Origin of the sequence: Luteipulveratus mongoliensis (assembly GCF_001190945.1) — a bacterium.
GTDB classification, from domain to species: domain Bacteria; phylum Actinomycetota; class Actinomycetes; order Actinomycetales; family Dermatophilaceae; genus Luteipulveratus; species Luteipulveratus mongoliensis.
The window spans coordinates 3613066-3632349 of record NZ_CP011112.1; the positions used below are offsets into that span (position 1 = coordinate 3613066).

General features: G+C 67.7%; 17 protein-coding genes. 1 reads left to right on the forward strand and 16 read right to left on the reverse strand.

Going from position 1 to position 19284, the window contains the following annotated elements; translation table 11 throughout:
* Positions 1 to 2: 2 nt before the first annotated feature.
* Positions 3 to 2123, reverse strand: coding sequence for a S9 family peptidase (locus VV02_RS17200; RefSeq protein WP_157063437.1), 2121 nt, complete (start codon positions 2121 to 2123; stop codon positions 3 to 5).
* A 51-nt stretch (positions 2124 to 2174) separates the two neighbouring features.
* Positions 2175 to 2678, reverse strand: coding sequence for a MarR family winged helix-turn-helix transcriptional regulator (locus VV02_RS17205; protein ID WP_052593439.1), 504 nt, complete (start codon positions 2676 to 2678; stop codon positions 2175 to 2177).
* A 39-nt stretch (positions 2679 to 2717) separates the two neighbouring features.
* Between VV02_RS17205 and VV02_RS17210 the strand changes: the two genes are divergently transcribed.
* On the forward strand, positions 2718 to 3563 hold the full coding sequence (locus VV02_RS17210) for an EamA family transporter (protein WP_052593441.1): 846 nt from the start codon (positions 2718 to 2720) through the stop codon (positions 3561 to 3563).
* Here the strand turns inward: VV02_RS17210 and VV02_RS17215 are convergent.
* The 14 genes from VV02_RS17215 to ftsZ form a co-directional block, all read right to left on the reverse strand.
* A complete protein-coding gene (locus tag VV02_RS17215; protein WP_052593443.1) occupies positions 3553 to 4419 on the reverse strand; it encodes a carbohydrate ABC transporter permease in 867 nt (288 codons plus the stop codon). The genes VV02_RS17210 and VV02_RS17215 overlap by 11 nt on opposite strands.
* On the reverse strand, positions 4419 to 5351 hold the full coding sequence (locus VV02_RS17220; protein WP_052593445.1) for a carbohydrate ABC transporter permease: 933 nt from the start codon (positions 5349 to 5351) through the stop codon (positions 4419 to 4421). The genes VV02_RS17215 and VV02_RS17220 overlap by 1 nt, the downstream gene beginning before the upstream one ends.
* A 13-nt stretch (positions 5352 to 5364) precedes the next feature.
* Positions 5365 to 6648 (reverse strand): ABC transporter substrate-binding protein, encoded by a 1284-nt coding sequence (locus VV02_RS17225; protein ID WP_179945364.1) that lies wholly within the window; start codon positions 6646 to 6648, stop codon positions 5365 to 5367.
* Positions 6649 to 6756: 108 nt separating this feature from the next.
* Positions 6757 to 7569: a peptidoglycan-binding domain-containing protein gene (locus VV02_RS17230; protein WP_052593447.1), complete on the reverse strand. Its 813-nt coding sequence runs from the start codon at positions 7567 to 7569 to the stop codon at positions 6757 to 6759.
* Positions 7570 to 7719: 150 nt separating this feature from the next.
* Positions 7720 to 11298 (reverse strand): DNA polymerase III subunit alpha, encoded by a 3579-nt coding sequence (gene dnaE, locus VV02_RS17235; protein WP_052593449.1) that lies wholly within the window; start codon positions 11296 to 11298, stop codon positions 7720 to 7722.
* A gap of 91 nt (positions 11299 to 11389) precedes the next feature.
* Positions 11390 to 12322, reverse strand: coding sequence for an RluA family pseudouridine synthase (locus tag VV02_RS17240; RefSeq protein WP_052593450.1), 933 nt, complete (start codon positions 12320 to 12322; stop codon positions 11390 to 11392).
* The gene (lspA, locus tag VV02_RS17245) at positions 12319 to 13098 is read right to left on the reverse strand and encodes a signal peptidase II (RefSeq protein ID WP_218917435.1); all 780 of its coding nucleotides are present in this window, start codon (positions 13096 to 13098) and stop codon (positions 12319 to 12321) included. The genes VV02_RS17240 and lspA overlap by 4 nt, the downstream gene beginning before the upstream one ends.
* Positions 13071 to 14006 (reverse strand): TraR/DksA family transcriptional regulator, encoded by a 936-nt coding sequence (locus VV02_RS27360; protein WP_083450248.1) that lies wholly within the window; start codon positions 14004 to 14006, stop codon positions 13071 to 13073. The genes lspA and VV02_RS27360 overlap by 28 nt, the downstream gene beginning before the upstream one ends.
* Positions 14007 to 14207: 201 nt before the next feature.
* Positions 14208 to 15287, reverse strand: a complete 1080-nt coding sequence (locus tag VV02_RS17255) for a DivIVA domain-containing protein (protein WP_052593452.1) — start codon at positions 15285 to 15287, stop codon at positions 14208 to 14210.
* 89 nt (positions 15288 to 15376) lie between these two features.
* Positions 15377 to 15655, reverse strand: coding sequence for a YggT family protein (locus VV02_RS17260; RefSeq protein WP_052593455.1), 279 nt, complete (start codon positions 15653 to 15655; stop codon positions 15377 to 15379).
* A 61-nt stretch (positions 15656 to 15716) separates the two neighbouring features.
* Complete coding sequence (locus tag VV02_RS27195) at positions 15717 to 16244, reverse strand: cell division protein SepF (protein WP_052593457.1); 528 nt, start codon at positions 16242 to 16244, stop codon at positions 15717 to 15719.
* A 76-nt stretch (positions 16245 to 16320) separates the two neighbouring features.
* Positions 16321 to 17034: a YggS family pyridoxal phosphate-dependent enzyme gene (locus tag VV02_RS17270; RefSeq protein WP_052593459.1), complete on the reverse strand. Its 714-nt coding sequence runs from the start codon at positions 17032 to 17034 to the stop codon at positions 16321 to 16323.
* Between the two features lie 40 nt (positions 17035 to 17074).
* Positions 17075 to 17818, reverse strand: a complete 744-nt coding sequence (gene pgeF / locus VV02_RS17275; RefSeq protein ID WP_052593461.1) for a peptidoglycan editing factor PgeF — start codon at positions 17816 to 17818, stop codon at positions 17075 to 17077.
* A gap of 4 nt (positions 17819 to 17822) precedes the next feature.
* Positions 17823 to 19091, reverse strand: coding sequence for a cell division protein FtsZ (gene ftsZ / locus VV02_RS17280; protein ID WP_052593463.1), 1269 nt, complete (start codon positions 19089 to 19091; stop codon positions 17823 to 17825).
* Positions 19092 to 19284 lie beyond the last annotated feature (193 nt).

Genomic DNA, 19284 nt, shown 5'->3' on the forward strand with positions numbered 1-19284 from the left:
GGTCAGGCCCCGCCCAACGGCTCCGTAGCGTCGACCGCGTCCAGCAGGAAAGCCGTCTCGAACGCCGCCTGGCGCCACGCGTCGTACCTCCCGCTCTGTCCGCCGTGTCCGGCCGCCATCTCGGTGCGCAGCAGGACCGGACGCTCGTCCTGATCGGTGACGGTCGAGCGCAGCACCTGCACCCACTTCGCCGGCTCGACGAAGAACACGCGCGTGTCATTGAGACTCGTGGTCGCGAGGACCGCCGGATAGCGCGCCGGGCGAACGTTCTCGTACGGCGTGTAGGACTTCATGTACGCGTAGACCTCAGGGTCCTTGAGCGGGTTGCCCCACTCCTCCCACTCCCCCACAGTCAACGGCAGCGACGGGTCGAGGATCGTGGTGAGCGCATCGACGAACGGCACCGCCGCGTGGACCGCTCGGTAGAGCTCGGGCGCGTCGTTGATGACGGCGCCGATCAGCAGCCCGCCGGCCGAACCGCCTTCTGCCACAAGGCGATCCGGCGCCACCCAACCGGTCTCGACTAGGGCCTTGGAGCAGTCGATGAAGTCCGTGAACGTGGCCTTCTTGGCGAGCAGCTTGCCCTCGTCGTACCAGCCGCGCCCCATCTCACCTCCACCACGGACATGCGCAATGGCATAGACGAGGCCCCGATCGAGCATGGACAGCCGCAGTGCTGAGAAGTAGGGGTCGATCGAGACCTCGTAGGAGCCGTACCCGTAGATGAAGCCGGCGGCGGTCCCATCAGCCACGACGGAGCGGTGGTGCACCAAGGACATCGGCACCTTGGCGCCGTCCCGCGCCGTCACCCAGAGCCGCTCCTCGACGTAGTTCTCAGGCTGGTAGCCGGGCACCTCACGCTGCTTCAACAGGGTCCGCTCCTGCGTGACCGGGTCGAGGTCGTAGACCGCCCAAGGCGTCAGGAGCGACTCGATGACGACCTGCAGGACGTCGGTGTCGTACGCCGGGTTGGACCCGACCGCGACGCGGCTCAGCTCGCCGTCGGTCGCGACATCCACCGGCTCCCCATAGGCGCCCTGGTCCTTGGACAGGACCCGAACGACAGGGAGCCCGCCATGGCGCATCGAGACCGCGATGTAGGTCTCGAACGTGTGCGCCGCGATGATCCGATCGCCGTCGGCACCCGTCAGGAGTGGCTGCCAGTGCTCACGGCCGGGAGCGCTGATATCGGCCCAAGCGAGGTCGAAGTCGACGCGAGAAGCGTTGTGGGTCACCAGAACTCGGTCACCATCGGCCTCGATGCTGTAGTCCAGACCGGGCGTCCGGGGCTCCACGACTCGCAAGGCGCCGGTCGGGTCGTCCAGGTCGAGCAAGGAAGCCTCAGTGGTCGTCCGTGACTCGGCGTGCACGACCAGCCAACGCTCGTCCCGTGAGGTCTCGACGACGAGCGAGAAGAGCTCGTCGTCCTCCTGCAGCACGAGCTCGTCCTCGGCCGTGGGCGTGCCGAGGCGGTGCCGCCAGACCTGATGAGCCCGCCAGGCGTCGTCACGCCGCGTGTAGAAGAGGTGATCGCCGGACCGCGACCACACCAGACCGCCGCCGATCTCGCGGACGGCATCGTCGACGACCTCGCCAGTGGCGATGTCGCGCACCTCGAGGTCGTAGCGCTCGTCGCCACGGACGTCGTACGACAGAGCCAGCCGGGTGCTGTCGACACTCACCTCCAGGTCGCCCAGCTCGTAGAACTCCTGCCCGCGCGCCTCGGCGTTGGTGTCGAGCAAGACCTGCTCGCCGACGACCGACTCCTCGGGCGCCGGCATCGGCCGAGGCTGAGCGGCGTCGTACGGAGCCCGGCAGTGGATCTCGTACTGCTCGCCCTCCCTGGTGCGACTGTAGTACCACCACCCCCCCATGCGTACTGGCACGCTCAGGTCGGTCTCGCGGATCCGTGAGCGCATCTCGGTGTAGACCCGCTCGGTGAGCGGCTTCAGGTGCTCGGTCTGCGCCTCGGTGAAGGCATTCTCCGCCTCCAGGTGCGCAATGACTTCCGGGTCCTCGCCGTCCCGGAGCCACTCGTACGGATCGACGAACCGGTCGCCGTGGTGCTCCCGGACAACCGGAACCTGCTTGGCCTGTGGGGGCGCGACCGAGGAGTTGCTCACCCCGATGACGCTATGCGTTGTCCGTCGCCGACTCCACACCGGCGCGCGAGCTCACCGCGGAGTCTCGAACTCGGCCAGCCAGTCGGTCAGCAGTGCCTCGAGCTGGACGGCCTGCCCGTCGCTGAGACCGGCGAGCAGCCGACGCTCATTGGCCATGTGCTCGGCGAACGCCGTGTCGATCAGCCTCCGGCCCGCAGCCGTGAGGGCCACCACGCGTCCACGTCCATCCGCAGTGCTGCGGCGGCGCGTCACCAGACCACCGCGTTCGAGCCGGTCGATGCGCTTGGTCATGGCTCCCGTGGTGACCATCGTGAACTGGGCCAGCTCGCCGGGCGCGCGTTCGTAGGGCGCACCCGCACGGCGCAGCGCGGCCAGCACATCGAACTCTCCCTCGGCCAGGCCGTGCCGCCGGTAGACCACGCACAGCTGCTCGGTCAGGTGCCCGGACAACCGGTGCAGCCGCCCGATCACGCCCTGTGGGGAGACATCCACATCAGGACGTTCGCGGGCCCACTCGGCCTGGATACGGGCGACATGGTCGAGGCTCTCGCTCATGGTCGCAGAATACCTTCCTGGGAAGGTATTCTGCCTGATGTGGAAGCAACCTGGCGATGGGGACTCGTGACTGCCGTCGCTCCAGTCGCCTGGGGCTCCAACTACTACGTCACCCATGAGTTCCTGCCTGCGGATCAGCCGCTGTACGGCGCCGCGATCCGAGCCCTTCCCGCCGGCCTGCTGCTGCTCGCCGTGCGGCCGGCGCTCCCCCACGGTTCGTGGTGGTGGCGGTCGCTGGTCCTCGGCACGCTCAACATGGGCGCGTTCTTCGCGCTGATCTATGTGTCGGCCCAGCTGCTGCCCACCAGCCTGGCGTCGACCATCATGGCCACCTCACCGGTCGTGATGATGCTGTTCGCGTGGCTGCTGCTCTCGGTACGCCCTCAGCTCCGCCAGCTGCTCGGCGCAGGCGTCGGGATCGCCGGAGTCTGCCTGCTGCTCTCAGCCGGTACGACGTCGGTCGACTTGCGTGGCGTCCTCGCCTCGGTCGCGGCGATGGTCATGTCCTCGTTCGGCTACGTGCTGGCCAAGCGGTGGAGCGACGGCATCGACCTCTTGTCCCTGACCGCCTGGCAGCTGGTGGCCGGCGGTCTGATGCTGCTGCCCGTCGCCGTCATGGTGGAAGGCGCGCCTCCTGCCCTCGACGCACCCGCGGTCGCCGGCTTCGGCTACGTGATCGTGGTCGCGACCGCGCTGGCCTTCGTCGCGTGGTTCGCCGGGTTGCGTCATCTCGACGCGGGCACGGTCGGTCTCATCGGGCTCCTCAACCCGGTGACCGGCGTACTGCTCGGGACCGCGATCGCCGCCGAGTCACTCAGCCTCCTGCAGGTCATCGGTCTCGTGCTGGTCCTGGCCGGGATCACCGTCGGGCGACCTATTCGTTGATGCCGGTCTGCTCGACGCCTGCCACGATCCAGCGCTGCAGGAACAAGAACATCAGCAGCAGCGGCACCATCGAGACGATGGCCGCCATGAACATGCCGTGCAGGTTGACCGACTGCGCCGTGACGTAGGTCGACAGCGCGATCTGCACGGTCCACGACGACTGGTCCTGGCCGATCACCAGGGGCCAGAGGAAGGCGTTCCACGAGCCGATGAACGTGATGGTGGCGACCGCGGCCGCGAAGCCCCACGAGTTCGGGACCACGATGCGCCAGAACGTCTTCCACGGACCGGCCCCGTCGATCTGCGCGGCCTCCTCCAGCTCCTTGGGGAACCCGAGGAAGTACTGCCGGAACAAGAACGTCGCCAGTGCCTGGAACAGACCCGGCACGATCAGCCCGCGCAGCGTGGAGACCCAGCCGAGCGAGGACACCATCACGAAGGTCGGCACGAACGTCACGGCCGCCGGGATGAGCAGCGTCGCGAGGACGATGTAGAACACGGCGTTCGCGTAGCGCACCGTGCTGCGCGCCAGGCCGTAGCCCGCCATCCCCGAGACGATGAGCACGCCGACCGTCTGGGTCACCGCGATGAGCAGCGAGTTGACCATGCTGCGCGCCAGCGGCACCGAGGTGCTGTCGAAGACCTCGGACAGGTTGCCCCACTGCGGGGACGACGGGAACCAGGTCCACCCATCGATGCGGGTGATCTCCTGCTCGGTCGAGAGGGCATTGCGCACGAGCAGGTAGAACGGCACCAGGAAGATCAGCGCGAGAGCCGCGAGAACGGCGTACCGAACCACTGAACCCGGTCGTACGCCGCGTCGCCGGCGCCGCGGCCCTGTCACCGTCGTGGCCATCAGGCCTCACGCCTTCCGAGACCGGTCAGCCGACCCTGCAGCAGCGCGAACGCCGCGATGATCAGCGTGAGGATGACAGCGCCCGCGCTGCCGTTGCCGAAGTCCTGCACGTCGCCGAGAGCGGTGTAGTAGAGGTAGACCAGCGGCGGGCGGGCGTACGGCGGGTAGCCGCCCGTGGTCGACATCAGGTTGTAGAACTCGTCGAACGCCTGAAAAGCGTTGACCAGCAACAACATCAGCACCGCGGTCGAGGTTGCCTTGAGCTGGGGGAAGGTGATGTAGCGGAAGGCCTTCCACCCGGTCGCACCGTCCAGCGCGGCCGCTTCGTAGAGGCCCTTGGGGATGCGCTGCAGCGCCGCGAGGAAGAGCACCATGAAGAAGCCGACCTGCAGCCACAGCCGCGCCGTCGTGATCACCAGCCAGTACCACGGCGGCTGCACCACCGACAGCCACGCGATCGGCTCCGCACCGAACCAGCCGAGCACCGTGTTGACCAGGCCCGAGCTGACGCCCGAGAACATCGAGTCACGCCAGATCATGGCCGCGACGACGTACGAGCATGCCGTCGGCAGGAAGAACACCGACCGGAAGAAGCTCTTGCCCCGGCGCGCGGTGTTGACCAGGACGGCAAGGCCGAGCGCCATCGCGAAGGTCACCGGGACGATGAACGCGGCGAACACCACGAACGTCTTGAGGCTCGACCGGAACGCCGAGTCCCCGAGCATGTGCCGGTAGTTGTCCAGCCCGACGAACCTCGTTGGCGTCACCGTGTTGCGCGCCTCGTAGAAGCTCAGCCACACGCTCCACCCGATCGGGATCAGCACGAAGACCAGCAGGCCCAGCACGAAAGGGCCGACGAAGATCCAGAACCACAGATGTGGGTTCTCCGTCCAGCGCCGCCGGCTCGCCGGCGCGCGTGACGCGGCGGTCATCGGTGTACGCCGGTCACGCGGCGAAGCGCTTCAGCTCGCCCTCGACCGTCTTCTGTACGCCCGCAAGCGCCTTCGTCGGGTCCGCTCCGGACCGGATGACCTTGTCGACGGCGTCCTGGAAGGCGGTTGCGGATGCTGGGGTCCACAGCAGAGGAGTCTGCGGGTGGCCGTAGTCGGCAACGAACTTCGCGGCGTCGGCGGCCGGTCCGGACTTCAGCTTGTCCGCCTTGGCGACCAAGCTCGTACGGGCCGGCACGTGGAAGCCGTAGCCCTGAGCCCAGTCCAGCTGGTCGGCGGTCTGGTCGACCCAGAGCCACTTGACGAACTTCTTGGCCGCCTCGACGTCCTTGGCCTTGGCACTGACACAGGCGGAGTATGCGCCGACCGGCACGGACGGCTTACCCGAACCGATCGCGGGGAACGGCAGCACGCCGAAGTCGTCCTTCAGAGCCGCTTGGAGCTTGGGCAGGGTCCACAACCCGGTCCACTGGATCGCGGTCAGCCCCTGACTGATCGCGGCCGGCTCCGACCAGTCGGCCGGCGCACCCAGCAGGAGGCTGCCGGAGGTGAACAGCCCCCGCAGCTTGGTCAGGGCAGCCGCGACGTCAGGGTTGCTGAAATCGGGCTTGTTGTCGGAGGTCAGGTAGTCGTGGCCGGTCGACCAGAGGACGGGACCGCCCAGGACGTCGGCACCGCCCTTGTTGCCGAGGTAGAGACCCTTCACCTTGCCGGTCGTGAGCTTCTTGGCTGCGGCGATGAGTCCGTCGAGCGTGGTCGGCGGCTCGACGCCGGCGTTGTCGAGCATGCTCTTGCGATAGACGAACAGCTGCATGTCGACGACCTGCGGGATGCCGTAGAGCTTGCCCTGATAGGTCATCCGCTCCAGAAGCGCGGGCGTGAAGTCGGCCTTGGCGCTGCCCAGCAGGTCCGTGAGGTCGACCACCTGCTTGCCGGTGATCATGTCGACGGTCGGGCCATTGGCGTACTCGAAGACGTCCGGACCCGAGGAGGTGAGCAACGACGCCGGCGCCTTCTTGTCGTAGTCGCCGGGCACCCACTGGACCGAGACCTTCGCGTCCTTGTAGGCGGAGGCGTACTTCTTGACCGCCTGCTCGGTGCCGTCCTCGCCGTACTGGTGGTACCACTGCGAGATCGTGCCCCCGCCGCCACTCTCCGACGGACGTCCGTTGTTGTCACCGCATGCCGCCAGAGCGGCACTGACCATCGCGGCACCGGTCAGACCGAGTGCTGTCCGACGGGTCGGTTGGAAGGTGTGGTGCGAGGACCGGCGTGACATGAGCGAACCTCCTGCGAGAGTAGGGCTCTCGCAGACTACGACCGTTGCGGGCGGAGCTCCCTCACAACGCGCCCGCCGTTTCGATCCATGGGCAGGCGATGAAGTCGCTCAGCCCGCCGGGGCCAGCAGTCTGAACCACAGGGCGGCGTCGACGACCCCGTCCTCGAGCATGCCCAGTCGCCGCTGCGCGTCGCGTACGACCATGTATGTGCCGGTCCCGAAGACGCCGTCCATGTCCAGTCGCGAACCGCGAGTCTGGTGGTTGAGCAGCCACTGGCAGGCCTGGACGCCGTAGCCCGTGCAGCCGATGGACAGCGTGTTGCGGGTGCACAGGATGCGCCAGTCGTCCTCCGCGAGAGCACCGGTGGCCGGCCGCTCGTGGTTGCGCTGGAAGTTCAAGATGGCGGCGCGTGTCTGCGGACCGAGCACACCGTCGGCCTCGAGTGAGCCGTTGTACTCGCGCAGCATCAGCTGAGCGGTCGAGATGATCGGCAGCACCTGGGACAGATCGGTGCTCCCCGGGCCGACGGGGGGCACAGTCCGCGCCGATCGAACGGTACGTGGCTGCACGTGCAGCTGGCGTAGGTCCGTGCGCCGCGGGCTGTCGGGCTGAGGGGCGGCCTGACGCTGCGACGGCGGCTGGTAGACGGCCACCGCTGGTGCGGCCGCAGCGGTCCGCGCCGCCCACTGCGAGGCGAGTGCGGTCTGAGCGCGCGGCTCCGGGACCGGTTCGAGCACGGTCGAGCCGGTGCCGCGGGGCGCGGGTGGCGTGAGTCGAGGGAGGGCGAACTGTCCGGATCCGCCTGGACGCAGCATCTTGGCGGCGACCGAGAGCGGGGTCGACCCGCCACTGGTCACCCGTGGGGTCGACTCACGTGCGATCTGACCGAAGACGCTCGCTCCTGCGACAACGACGCTCATGTCTGGCCCCTCTGCGGTACGGCGACCGAGCCCGGTGCCGGCTGTGCGCCGACTGGCGTCCCTGAGCGGGGTCTCCGGTCGGACGGCACTCCAGAGGAGTGGGTTCCCGGATCCACGCGCTCAATCACGCGGACCCGGGTCGGTGCCCGACTAGCTCAAGCAGGCCGGTCCCAGAAGCGCTTTGAGATCGCCGAAGAGGGCCGGTGAGGCGGTGACGCGGTGCGCGTCGTCGAGCTTGACCGTCACCGAACGACCGGGCTGGGTGAGCTTGAGGTGCACCTCGGTGACGCCGGGGTGCTCACCGAGCACGCCCTTGAGCCGCTCGGCCAGGCCGTTGGTCGCGCGAGCCAGCGGCATCGTCAGCTGCACCGGACCCCGAGGCCCTTCCTTCAGCTCGGGCAGAGTCAGCTCCATGGCGTTGATGGCGACCTGCTCATCGCGCCGGTTGACCCGTCCCTTGACCACGCAGACGACGTCCTGGCTGAGCATCGTCGACACGGTCATGTAGGTCGAGGGGAAGAACAAGCACTCCACCGCACCGTCGAGGTCCTCAACGGTCGCAATCGCCCACAGATCGCCCTTCTTGGTGCGCTTGATCTGCAGACCCGTGATCAGCCCGGCGATCGTCACCGGCGTCCCGTCAGGCGGACCCTCGTCACCTGAGAGCCGGGCGATCGAGGTGTCGGCGTGCTGTGCCAGCACGTGCTCGATGCCGTAGAGAGGATGGTCGGAGACGTACAGCCCGAGCATCTCCCGCTCGAAAGCCAGCAGCGTCTGCTTGTCCCACTCGATGTCCGGGATGGGTGGCAGCGCGGCGAGCTGAACAGCGCCCTCGTCGCTGGCCAAGTCACTGAACAGGCTGTCCTGACCCATCGCCTCGTGCTTCTTCTCCTCGGCGAGAGAGTCGACGTAGGGCTCGTGGATGTGCACGAGCCCCTGTCGCGGGTGCTGCAGATCGTCGAACGCCCCTGCCTTGACGAGGGATTCGATGGTGCGCTTGTTACAGACCACCGCGGGCACCTTGCGCAAGAAGTCCTCGAAGGAGCTGAACCGACCCTTCTCCTCGCGCGCGGCCACGATGCCGTCGACGACGTTGCGACCGACGTTGCGCACTGCGGCCATGCCGAACCGGATGTCGGTGCCGACAGCGGTGAAGTCCGCGAACGACTCGTTGACGTCGGGCGGCAGCACCTTGATGCCGAGCTTGCGCGCGTCGGCCAGATAGATGCCCATCTTGTCCTTGGTGTCCTGCACCGAGGTGAGCAGCGCGGCGGTGTACTCGGCCGGGTAGTTGGCCTTGAGGTAGGCCGTCCAGTACGACACCAGCCCGTAGCCGGCGGTGTGGGATTTGTTGAACGCGTAGCCCGAGAACGGCAGCATGACGTCCCACAACGCCTGAATCGCCTTGTCGGAGTAGCCATTGCCCTTCATACCGGCCTGGAAGTTGGCGTACTCCTTCTCCAGGATCTCGGCCTTCTTCTTACCCATTGCACGACGCAGCAGGTCTGCGCCGCCGAGGGTGTAGCCCGCGAGCTCGCGGGCGATCGCCATGATCTGCTCCTGGTAGACGAGCAGGTGGTAGGTCGTCCCGAGGATGGGCTCGAGAGCCTCCTTCAGCTCCTCGTGGATGGGCGCGATCGGCTGCCGGTTGTTCTTGCGCGCGGCGTAGTTGAGGTGCGCGTTCGCGGCCATCGGACCGGGGCGGTAGAGCGCGAGCACCGCGGCGATGTCCTCGAACCGGGTCGGCACCATCAGCCGCAGCAGGTTGCGCATCGGGCCGCCGTCGAGCTGAAAGACACCCAGGGTGTCACCGCGTGCCAGCAGCTCGAACGTCGTCGTGTCGTCCAGCGGGATCGTCTCGGTCGAGAGCTTCTGGTCGCGGTTGGACTCGATGATGGAGATCGCGTGATCGATGATGCCCAGGTTGCGCAGACCCAGGAAGTCCATCTTGATCAGGCCCATCTCCTCGCACTGCGGGTAGGAGAAGCCGGTGATGATCGTGCCGTCCTTGTCCCGACGGTGCATCGGGATGAGATCCAGCAGCGGGGTCGAGGACAGGATGACGGCGGCCGCGTGCACGCCCGTGCCGCGGGTCAGACCCTCCAGGCCAAGGCCTGTGTCGATGACCTGCTTGACCTCGGGATCTGCCTCGTAGAGCGCCCTGATCTCCGCGCCCTCGCCGTAACGACTGTGCTCGGGGTTGAACAGCTCCTTGAGCGGGACACCCTTGCCCATGACATCGGGCGGCATGGTCTTGCTGATCTTGTCGCCGACCGAGAACGGCTTGCCGAGGATCCGGCTCGCGTCCTTGACGGCAGCCTTGGCCTTGATGGTGCCGAAGGTGTTGACCTGCGCGGTGTAGTCGGCGCCGTACTTGTCGGTGACGTAGCGGACCATCTGGTCGCGCTTGCGGTCATCGAAGTCGAGGTCGACATCGGGCGGGTTGATGCGCTCGGGGTTGAGGAACCGCTCGAACAGCAGCCCGTGCTCCAGCGGGTCCAGCTCGGTGATCCGGGTCGCGTACGCCACGATCGAGCCGGTCGCCGAGCCTCGGCCCGGGCCGACCGGGATGCCGTTGTCGCGGGCGTACTTGCAGATGTCGGCGACGACGAGGAAGTAGGAGGAGAAGCCCATCGGCTCGATGACCTTGAACTCGGTCTCGACCCGCTCCAGGACCTCGGGGCTGGGGTTGTCGCCGTAGCGCAGGTGGATCCCGCGCTCGACCTCCTTGCGCAGCCAGGAACCCTGCGACTCGCCCTCCGGCACGGTGAACGACGGCATCCGGTCGACGAAGGTGAAGACGTCGTCGTACGACTCCACCATCTCGGCCACTCGAAGCGTGTTGTCGCACGCCTGCGGCAGCTCGCGGAAGAGCTCGCGCATGTCCGCAGCGGACTTGAGGTAGTAGCCCGAGCCGTTGAACTTGAAGCGGTTGGGGTCGTCCTTGTTCTTGCCGACGCCGATGCAGAGCAGGTTGTCGTGGGTGTCGGCGTCGGCCTCGGTGACGTAGTGGCTGTCGTTGGTCGCCAGCAGCGGGATGCTCAGCTGGCGGGCGATCTTGACCAGGTCGTGGCGCACGTTGCGCTCGATGTCCAGACCGTGATCCATCAGCTCGAGGAAGTAATTGTCCTTGCCGAAGATGTCCTGGTACGCCGCCGCTGCGGCCAGCGCCTCGTCGTACTGACCCAGGCGCAGCCGCGTCTGCACCTCGCCCGAGGGACAGCCCGTCGTCGCGATGATGCCGCTGGAGTGCTCGGAGATGATCTCGCGGTCCATCCGGGGCTTCATGTAGTAGCCCTCGAAGCTGGCCAACGAGGACAACCGGAACAGGTTGCGCAGCCCCTGAGCGTTCTGCGCCCACATCGTCATGTGGGTGTAGCGACCACCACCGGAGATGTCCTTGCCACCCTCGCCGTCGGCGTCGCCACCAGCAGTACGCTGCCCGCCCGTTGCCCAGTACTCCTGCTTGCGCAGCTTGCGGTCGCTCGGTGCGACATACGCCTCGATGCCGATGATCGGCTTGACCGAGGTGTCCTTGGCGATCTCCTGGAACTCGTAGGCACCGAACATGTTGCCGTGGTCGGACATCGCCAGCGCCGGCATCTGGAGGCGTTCGGCCTCGGCGAACAGCGCCTTGTTCTTGGCCGCCCCATCCAGCATGGAGTACTCGGTGTGCACGTGCAGGTGCACAAAGCTGTCGCTGGACGGGGAGGGTGCCTGGTCGCTCATCGCGAGCGAGTCTACGTCCGCGTACCGACAGCCCAGACCAGCCACGCGGGGTTGTGATGGGAGTGACGAATGCGCTTGCCAGAGCGCGGGATCAGAGCTCGCGGATGCGGTCCAGCGCGCGCTGCAGATCCTCCGGGTAGTCACTGGTGTAGGTGACCCACTCGCCGCTGCCGGGATGCTCGAAGGACAGCTCGACGGCGTGCAGCCACTGCCGGTCCAGCCCGAGCTTCTTGGCCACCGTGGGATCCGATCCGTAGAGCGGGTCGCCGACGCACGGATGGTGCAGCGCGGAGAAGTGCACCCGGATCTGGTGCGTACGCCCGGTCTCCAGGTGGATCTTGAGCATGGACGCGGAACGGAAGGCCTCGATGACCTCGTAGTGGGTGACGCTCGGGCGCCCGGACGTCATCACGGCGAACTTGTAGTCGTGACCCGGGTGCCGACCGATCGGTGCCTCGATGGTGCCGACAACCGGATCGGGCAACCCCTGCACGATCGCGTGATAGGTCTTCTCGACCGTGCGGTCGCGAAACGCCTGCTTCAGCACCGTGTAGGCGCGCTCGCTCTTGGCCACCACCATGAGGCCGCTGGTCCCGACGTCGAGTCGCTGCACGATGCCCTGGCGCTCGGCGGCGCCTGAGGTCGAGATGCGGTAGCCGGCCGCAGCCAGCCCGCTGACCACGTCTGGGCCGTCCCAGCCGACGCTGGGGTGCGCCGCGACACCGAGAGGTTTGTTGACCACGATGATCTCGGAGTCCTCGTGGATGACCTTCAGACCCGGCACGAGCACCGGCTTGACCTCCGGCTGGCGCGGTCCGACCCGCTCGGGCATCTGCACCTCGAGCCACTGCCCGGCGCTGACCCGGTCGGACTTGCCGACCTGCTTGTGGTCCACCGAGATCGCACCCTCGGCTGCCAGCTCGGCGGCTCTGGTCCGCGAGAAGCCGAGCAGCCGGGCTACGGCCGCATCGACACGTTCGCCTTCGAGTCCGTCGGGCACGGACAACGCCCTGACATCACTCACAGCCGAGTGGAACCCTGTCGCGGCTTGGGCTCCTCGTCGCCATCGGTGCTGCTTGAGTCCTCGGCATCGTCCGAGGCGGCGTCGCTGTCGGGGTCATCGGAGACATCCTCATCCGGTGAGACGCGCGTGCCGTCCACGCCGATGCCGATGAAGGCCAGGATGCAGATCAGCACGGCCGCGCTGACGATGCTCATGTCGGCGACGTTGAAGATCGGCCAGTGCGGCAGCTCGAGGAAGTCGACGACGTGGCCCTTGCCACCGCCTGGTGACCTGAAGAACCGGTCCGTGAGGTTGCCGAGTGCTCCGCCGATCAAGAGCCCGAGCGCGCAGGCCCACGCGCGGCTGCGGAGCTTGCGCGCGACATAGACGGTCGCTGCGATGACACAGCAGGCGACGACGGTGAGCACCCAGGTCGCGTTGGTCGCGATGGAGAAAGCCGCACCCGGGTTGGACGTACGCCGTAGTCGCAGGAGGCTGCCGACGACCTCGTGCGGATCGCCTGGGTCGAGAGCGCTCACGACCCAGGCCTTGCTGCCCTGGTCGAGCAGGTAGGCGATGACGGCGACCGCCACCAGCAGGACGACCTTGCGCACCGCGAGGCCCGGCTTGGGCGCCTCGACGGATTCAGCCGGTGCTACGGGCGACTCGTCAGCGGACGGGTCTGGACTCGGTGTGGCGCTCGGACTCTCAGGCGGCACAGCACGCTCCTCCGACTCGGCATCGTCGGTGGATCCGTCCCGTGTCGCGCTCAGTGGCGCTCCTGAAGCTGCTTGCATGGCAGGCACAGGGTCGCACGCGGGAAGGCCTGAAGGCGAAGCTTGCCGATCGCATTTCCGCAGTTCTCACAGATTCCGTAGGTGCCGTCGTCGATCGCGGTCATGGCCCGCTGTGACTGCTCCAGCATCTCGCGTGAGTTCTGCGCGACGGTGAACTCATGCTCACGCTCGAACGTCTTGGTGCCGGCATCGGCCTGGTCGTCCCCGGCGCCGTCACCGCTGTCCTGCATCAGGCCGATGATCTCCAGCTCGATGTCGGACAGCTCAGCGTTCAGCCGCTCGATGTCCTCCGTCAGCTGCGCGCGGACCTCGTCCAGCTCCTTGGTGGTCCACGGGCTCTCATCGCCGCGCACCTTCAGTTTCGCCGGTGCGGCCTTGGCCGCCTTCTTGACCGGCTTCGCGGGGGACTTCTTCGCTGCATCCTCGGCGGCGGGGCCCTTGATCGACACATCTACCTCGCTCGGGTTGATCGGTGCGGATGACGCGGTACGTGCGCTGGCCTTCTTGGCTGCAGCCTTCTTCGCCGGTGCCTTGGCGGCAGCCTTCGCAGGAGCCGCCTTCGTGGCCGGCGCCTTCGCAGGAGCTTTTTTGGCCGGTGCCTTCGCAGCGCTCTTCTTGGCCGGAGCCTGCTTGACCGCGGCCTTCTTCGCCGGAGCCTTCTTGGCGGGTGCCTCGGCAGCCGCCTTCTTCGCCGGAGCCTTCTTGGCCGGTGTCTTCGCAGGCGCCGCCTTCTTGGCCGGAACCTTCGCAGCGGCCTTCTCAGCCGGCGCCTTCGCGGTCTTGGCGGGCGCACTGGCGGCCTTCGCAGCCGGGCTGGAGGAACGGCGTACGGCCTTCTTGAGCGCGCGGCTGACTCTGCCGCCGAGACCCGCAGGTTCGGACGTGCCCTGATCCTTCTTCACAGCCATCGGATCCTCTCGGTACGTCCTGGACGCTTCGCCCCCCAGGCTCAGGCGTGAGCGGATGTACCGGCAGAGGATAAATGACGGCCCGTCATCGAACAACGGCGACCGGCCGCATGCTGGGAAATTCTTGACCTAGAACCGTGCCCACATGGTGAGACGACGACGGCGCCCCACCCTCAGGGTGAGGCGCCGTCGTACGCGCGATCAGGCCTTGGCGATGTTGCCGGCGCCCTTCTCACTGTCGATCGGGGCGTGGTCCAGCTGCTTGAGCTGGCCCTCGATGTAGCCCTTGAGCTTGGTGCGGTAGTCACGCTCGAACGTCCGCAGCTGCTCGATGTCCGACGTCAGCCGGTCACGCTCGGTGTTGAGCTGGCTGAGGATCGTGGACTTCTTGTTCTCGGCGTCCCCGACCATGGTGTTGGACCGGTCGGTCGCATCCTTGATCAGCGAGTCGTGCTTGTTCTGGCCGACGCTGATGAGCTCGTCGTGCCGGGCCTGCGCGGTGCGGATCAGCTCGTCGTACTTGGACTGACCCTGCTTGAGCAGGTCATCACGCTTGCTGGTGGCCTCGCCGACGACCTTGTCGCGGTGCTGCTCACCCTCGGAGATCAGCCGCGAACGCGTCGACTGCCCCTCGGAGACGTGCTCGTCGTGCAGTCGCTGAGCCAGCGCGATGACGCCGGCCGCGTCACTGTCGGCGGTTGTCGTCTGCGGCTGCTGCGGCGATGGCGGCGCGAACGCTGCGGGTGCCGCGGCCTGCTGGCCAGCACTGTTGGCCGTGGCGGTGGCCCGCTCTGCACGCTGACGCGCATCGCGCTCGGCCGCCTCGGCCTTCTCGATCTCGTTGCGCAGCGCGACAAGTCGGTCCTGGGCCTGCTTGGCCTGGGCCTCGACCTGCTGCTGTGCATCCTTGGCCGCGCGGGCCGACTCCTCGGCACGGGCCGTCTCGGCCTTGACCGCCGCGAGGCGGTCCTGCGCCGCGGACAAGTCACCGGAAACCTTGTCGGCGTCACGCCCACCGGCCGCCACGGGCGTCAGCCCGGGGACCGCGGACGCTCCTGAGGAAGGCGAGGCCCCCGCCTGCTCCCGGCCACTCAGACCCTTGGAGCGACGGCACTCCTCCAGCTTGGAGGTGAGGTCCTCGTTCTCAGCGTTCAGCCGACGCAACTCAACGACGATCTCGTCGAGGAAGTCGTCCACCTGGATCTCGTCGTAACCGCTACGACCGAAACCCTTGGGCTTCGTGAACTCCTTCTTGACTACGTCTTCAGGCGCCAACGCCATCTGTGCTCACCTCGGAAACCACGGTGTGGCCGGCTGCTGCGCACATGCTTCAGCGCGCGACCGGCCGACCTAACGAATGTCTGTCGTCCTCACCTTAGAAGACGGAGCAGCAAAGAGACAGTCAGCACGAGCACGAGGAACGCCAAATCGATGCGAATCTGCCCCAGACGGAGGGGTGGGATGACCCGTCGCAACGCTTTCAGCGGGGGGTCGGTGATCGAGTAGACGACCTCGGCGATGACCAGAACCGGCCCACGCGGGCGCCACTCACGGGCCAGCACCTGGATCCAGTCCAGGACGAGTCGTGCGATGAGCACGATGAAGAAGAGGTAGAGCAGGAGGGAGAGGACTGCGCGCACGGCGGTCATAGGCAGCAAGTGTGCGGGACGGCCGACCGCGCCTGTCGGCGGGGTCGGCCCGAAACCGCGGTCAGGACTGGTTGAAGAGCCCGCGCGTGGACTTGGCCGGCTCGCCGCCGGAGGTCGCGACCTCCACCGAGGACGGCGAGAGCAGGAAGACCTTGCTGGTCACCCGCTCGATCGAGCCATGCAGGCCGAAGACCAGACCGGCGGCGAAGTCGACCAGCCGCTTGGCGTCGTTGTCGTCCATGTCGCTGAGGTTCATGATCACCGGGACCCCGTCACGGAAGCTCTCACCGATGTTCTTGGCCTCGTTGTAGGTCCGCGGGTGGATGGTCGTGATGCGGCTCAAGGTGCCCACCTCCGAGTCGTGCAGCTCGCGGACAGGTCGCGCGACCCCGGAGCGCTGATGCAGTGGGGTCACCTCGGCGGTGTGCTCGATGACGGGCTCGCGCTCGTAGGCGGGCTCGTCGTCGTAGTAGTCGCCCTGGTCGTCCTCGTAGTAGTAGTCGTCCCGACGGCCCTGGACCTCAGGGTGGGCAGGATCGACCTCGGCCAGTCCGAGGTACTCCATCGTCTTGCGCAGCGCGCCAGCCATGTCCTGCTCCTTGGATCCTTCGTGCCCGGGACCGCCTCGCGGCGACCAGGATGTGCGTCGTCGTCCGTTCTCGACGCTACCGAAGGGCCGGTCTGGAACCGAGGATTGCGCTTCCGACACGCAGGTGTGTCGCTCCGGCCGCCACCGCTGCCTCGAGGTCGCCACTCATCCCCGCGGAGATCCAGGTCGCGTCGGGGTGTTCACGGTGTACGTCCTCGGCGAGCTCCCGCAGCCGGGCGAAAGCCGGCGCCGGGTCCGCACCGAGCGGCGCCACGGCCATGACGCCGCGCAGGTCCAGCTGTGCCGAGTCGGCGACCGCGTCAGCCAGCGCCCCGATCTCGTGCGGTGCGACCCCGCCTCGTGCGGCATCGGAGCCCGCCAGGTCGACCTGCAGCGTCACGGACAAGCGCCGGTCACGCTGGGCCGCGGCGCGGTCGAGGGCCGCGACCACCTTGGCGCGGTCGACGGACTGGACGACATCGGCGTACGACGTCACGGCAGCTGCCTTGTTGCTCTGCAGCTGACCGATGAAGTGCACCGTGAGGTCCGCCCGCGTCCGTGGGTCGAGCTCAGCCACCTTGTCCGCGGCCTCCTGATGCCGGTTCTCACCGATGTGGCGTACGCCGAGGTCGTGCAGGCGAGTGACATCGGCTGCCGGGAAGAACTTGGTGACCACGACGAGGGTGACGCCTTCAGGGTCGCGATCGACGGCCGCGCAGGCCGAGCGAATGCGAGCATCCACGACTTCGAGGCCGGCCTTGAGCTCGGCCGTCCGCTGGTCCTCGGTCACGCATCTCCCACCGTCGTACGGTCGCGAACAGCGTTGCGAATCAAGACTTCTCGCCGCGCAGCACGATGACGCCCGCGAAGCGACCGGTGCGACCATCGCGACGGTAGGAGTACAAGGAAGGCGACTCACGCGTACAGCCCGGCACCCACTCGACCTCGGCCGCGGCGTCGGCCAGCTGCCCCACGACACCGGCCGCGACGTCGATGGCCGGCGTGCCCACCCAGCTCACGGTCCACGCACTCGGGGTGACGGTCCCCGCACCCGCGCGCATCTCGGCCGGCACCTCGTAGCAACGGCCGCACACCGATGGACCCACGGCAGCGTGGATGGTGCCTGCGCCCATCTCGCGCATGCGACGAATGGTCTCGGGCACGACGCCGGCGGTCATGCCGGGTCGCCCGGCGTGCACTGCGGCCACGACCCCGGCAACCGGATCGGCCAGCAGCACGGGAACGCAGTCCGCGACGAGTACGACAAGAGCCAGGTCGGCGGTCCGAGTGACGACACCGTCAGACGGCGGGGCCTCCGCCGCGCGCGGCGCCGTGATCACCTCGACCGAGGAGCCGTGCACTTGGTTCATGAAGACGAGTCGCTCGGCGGGTACGTCGACGGCCTCGGCGAGCAGGGCACGGTTGCGCTCCACGTCCTCGGGCCGGTCGCCGACGTGTGCGCCGAGGTTCAAGCCCTCGTAGGGGGACGCGCTCACGCCCCCGGAGACATCGGTGAAGTAGCGGTCGACCCTCGCAGCGCCGGACCCGCCGACCTGGTCGTGCCAGGCGATCATGCGGTCACTTCAGGAAGTCGGGGACGTCCAGGTCATCCTTGTCCTCGAAGGTGACCTCGTGGGGTGGACGAGCGGCGCTGCCCTGCTGCACCTGGCCGGGAACCGTGGGCGGTTCGGCCTGGTCGGGCACGACCTGGACGGGCGGCTGCGCTGCCTCGGGCGCGGGTGCCGGGACCTGGACCGGTGGCGGCACCTGACCCGGGGTCGACTGCTGCGGCGGCGCGGCGGGCGCCGGCTGGTTGCCGGTGGACGCCGGCGCCTGCTGCGTGCGGGTCGGACCGCCCTGGATCTGGCCGAGGGCCCGGTCGTCGGCGCGCTTCTGGGGTGAGCCGCCGTCGAAGCCCGCAGCGATCACGGTCACGCGGACCTCGTCACCGAGCGCGTCGTCGATGACGGCACCGAAGATGATGTTGGCCTCCGGGTGGGCGGCCTCCTGGACCAGCCGCGCAGCCTCGTTGATCTCGAACAGGCCGAGGTCGGAGCCGCCCTGCACCGAGAGCAGCACGCCGTGCGCGCCGTCGATGCTCGCCTCGAGCAGCGGCGAGGAGATGGCCAGCTCGGCGGCCTGCACCGCGCGGTCCTCACCGCGCGAGGAGCCGATGCCCATGAGCGCGGATCCGGCACCCTGCATGACCGACTTCACATCGGCGAAGTCGAGGTTGATCAGGCCCGGCGTGGTGATCAGGTCAGTGATGCCCTGGACACCGGAGAGCAGCACCTGGTCGGCACTGCGGAAGGCGTCCATCATGCTGACGTTCTTGTCGCTGATCGACAGCAACCGGTCGTTGGGGATGACGATCAGGGTGTCGACCTCCTCGCGGAGTGCGTTGATGCCCTGATCGGCCTGGTTGGCGCGCCGGCGACCCTCGAAGGTGAACGGGCGCGTCACGACGCCGATGGTCAGGGCACCGATGCCCTTGGCGATCTTGGCCACCACCGGAGCGCCGCCGGTGCCCGTGCCGCCGCCCTCACCGGCAGTCACGAACACCATGTCGGCACCCTTGAGAACTTCCTCGATCTCCTCGGCGTGGTCCTCGGCAGCCCTCTTGCCGACCTCAGGGTCGGCGCCGGCGCCCAGTCCGCGGGTCAGCTCGCGACCCACGTCGAGCTTGACGTCGGCGTCGCTCATCAGCAGGGCCTGCGCATCGGTATTGATCGCGATGAACTCCACGCCCTTGAGGCCGACCTCGATCATCCGGTTGATGGCGTTGACGCCACCCCCGCCGATGCCGACGACTTTGATCACGGCCAAGTAGTTCTGGGGAGTTGCCACGAGTGAGGGCCTTTCGCAAAGCGTTGGTAATCGAGGGTTTGACCTCTGGTAGAGCCACAAGCTGCCAGCGTGACTCGTACGCCGATCATGTCGCGTCCCGTTGTGCAGCCGTGGGTACGACACGCGTGCACGAGCCAGTGGGCGGATTTCGGCATGCTACGCGACGACTCTGGACAAGCACGAGTCTCAACCT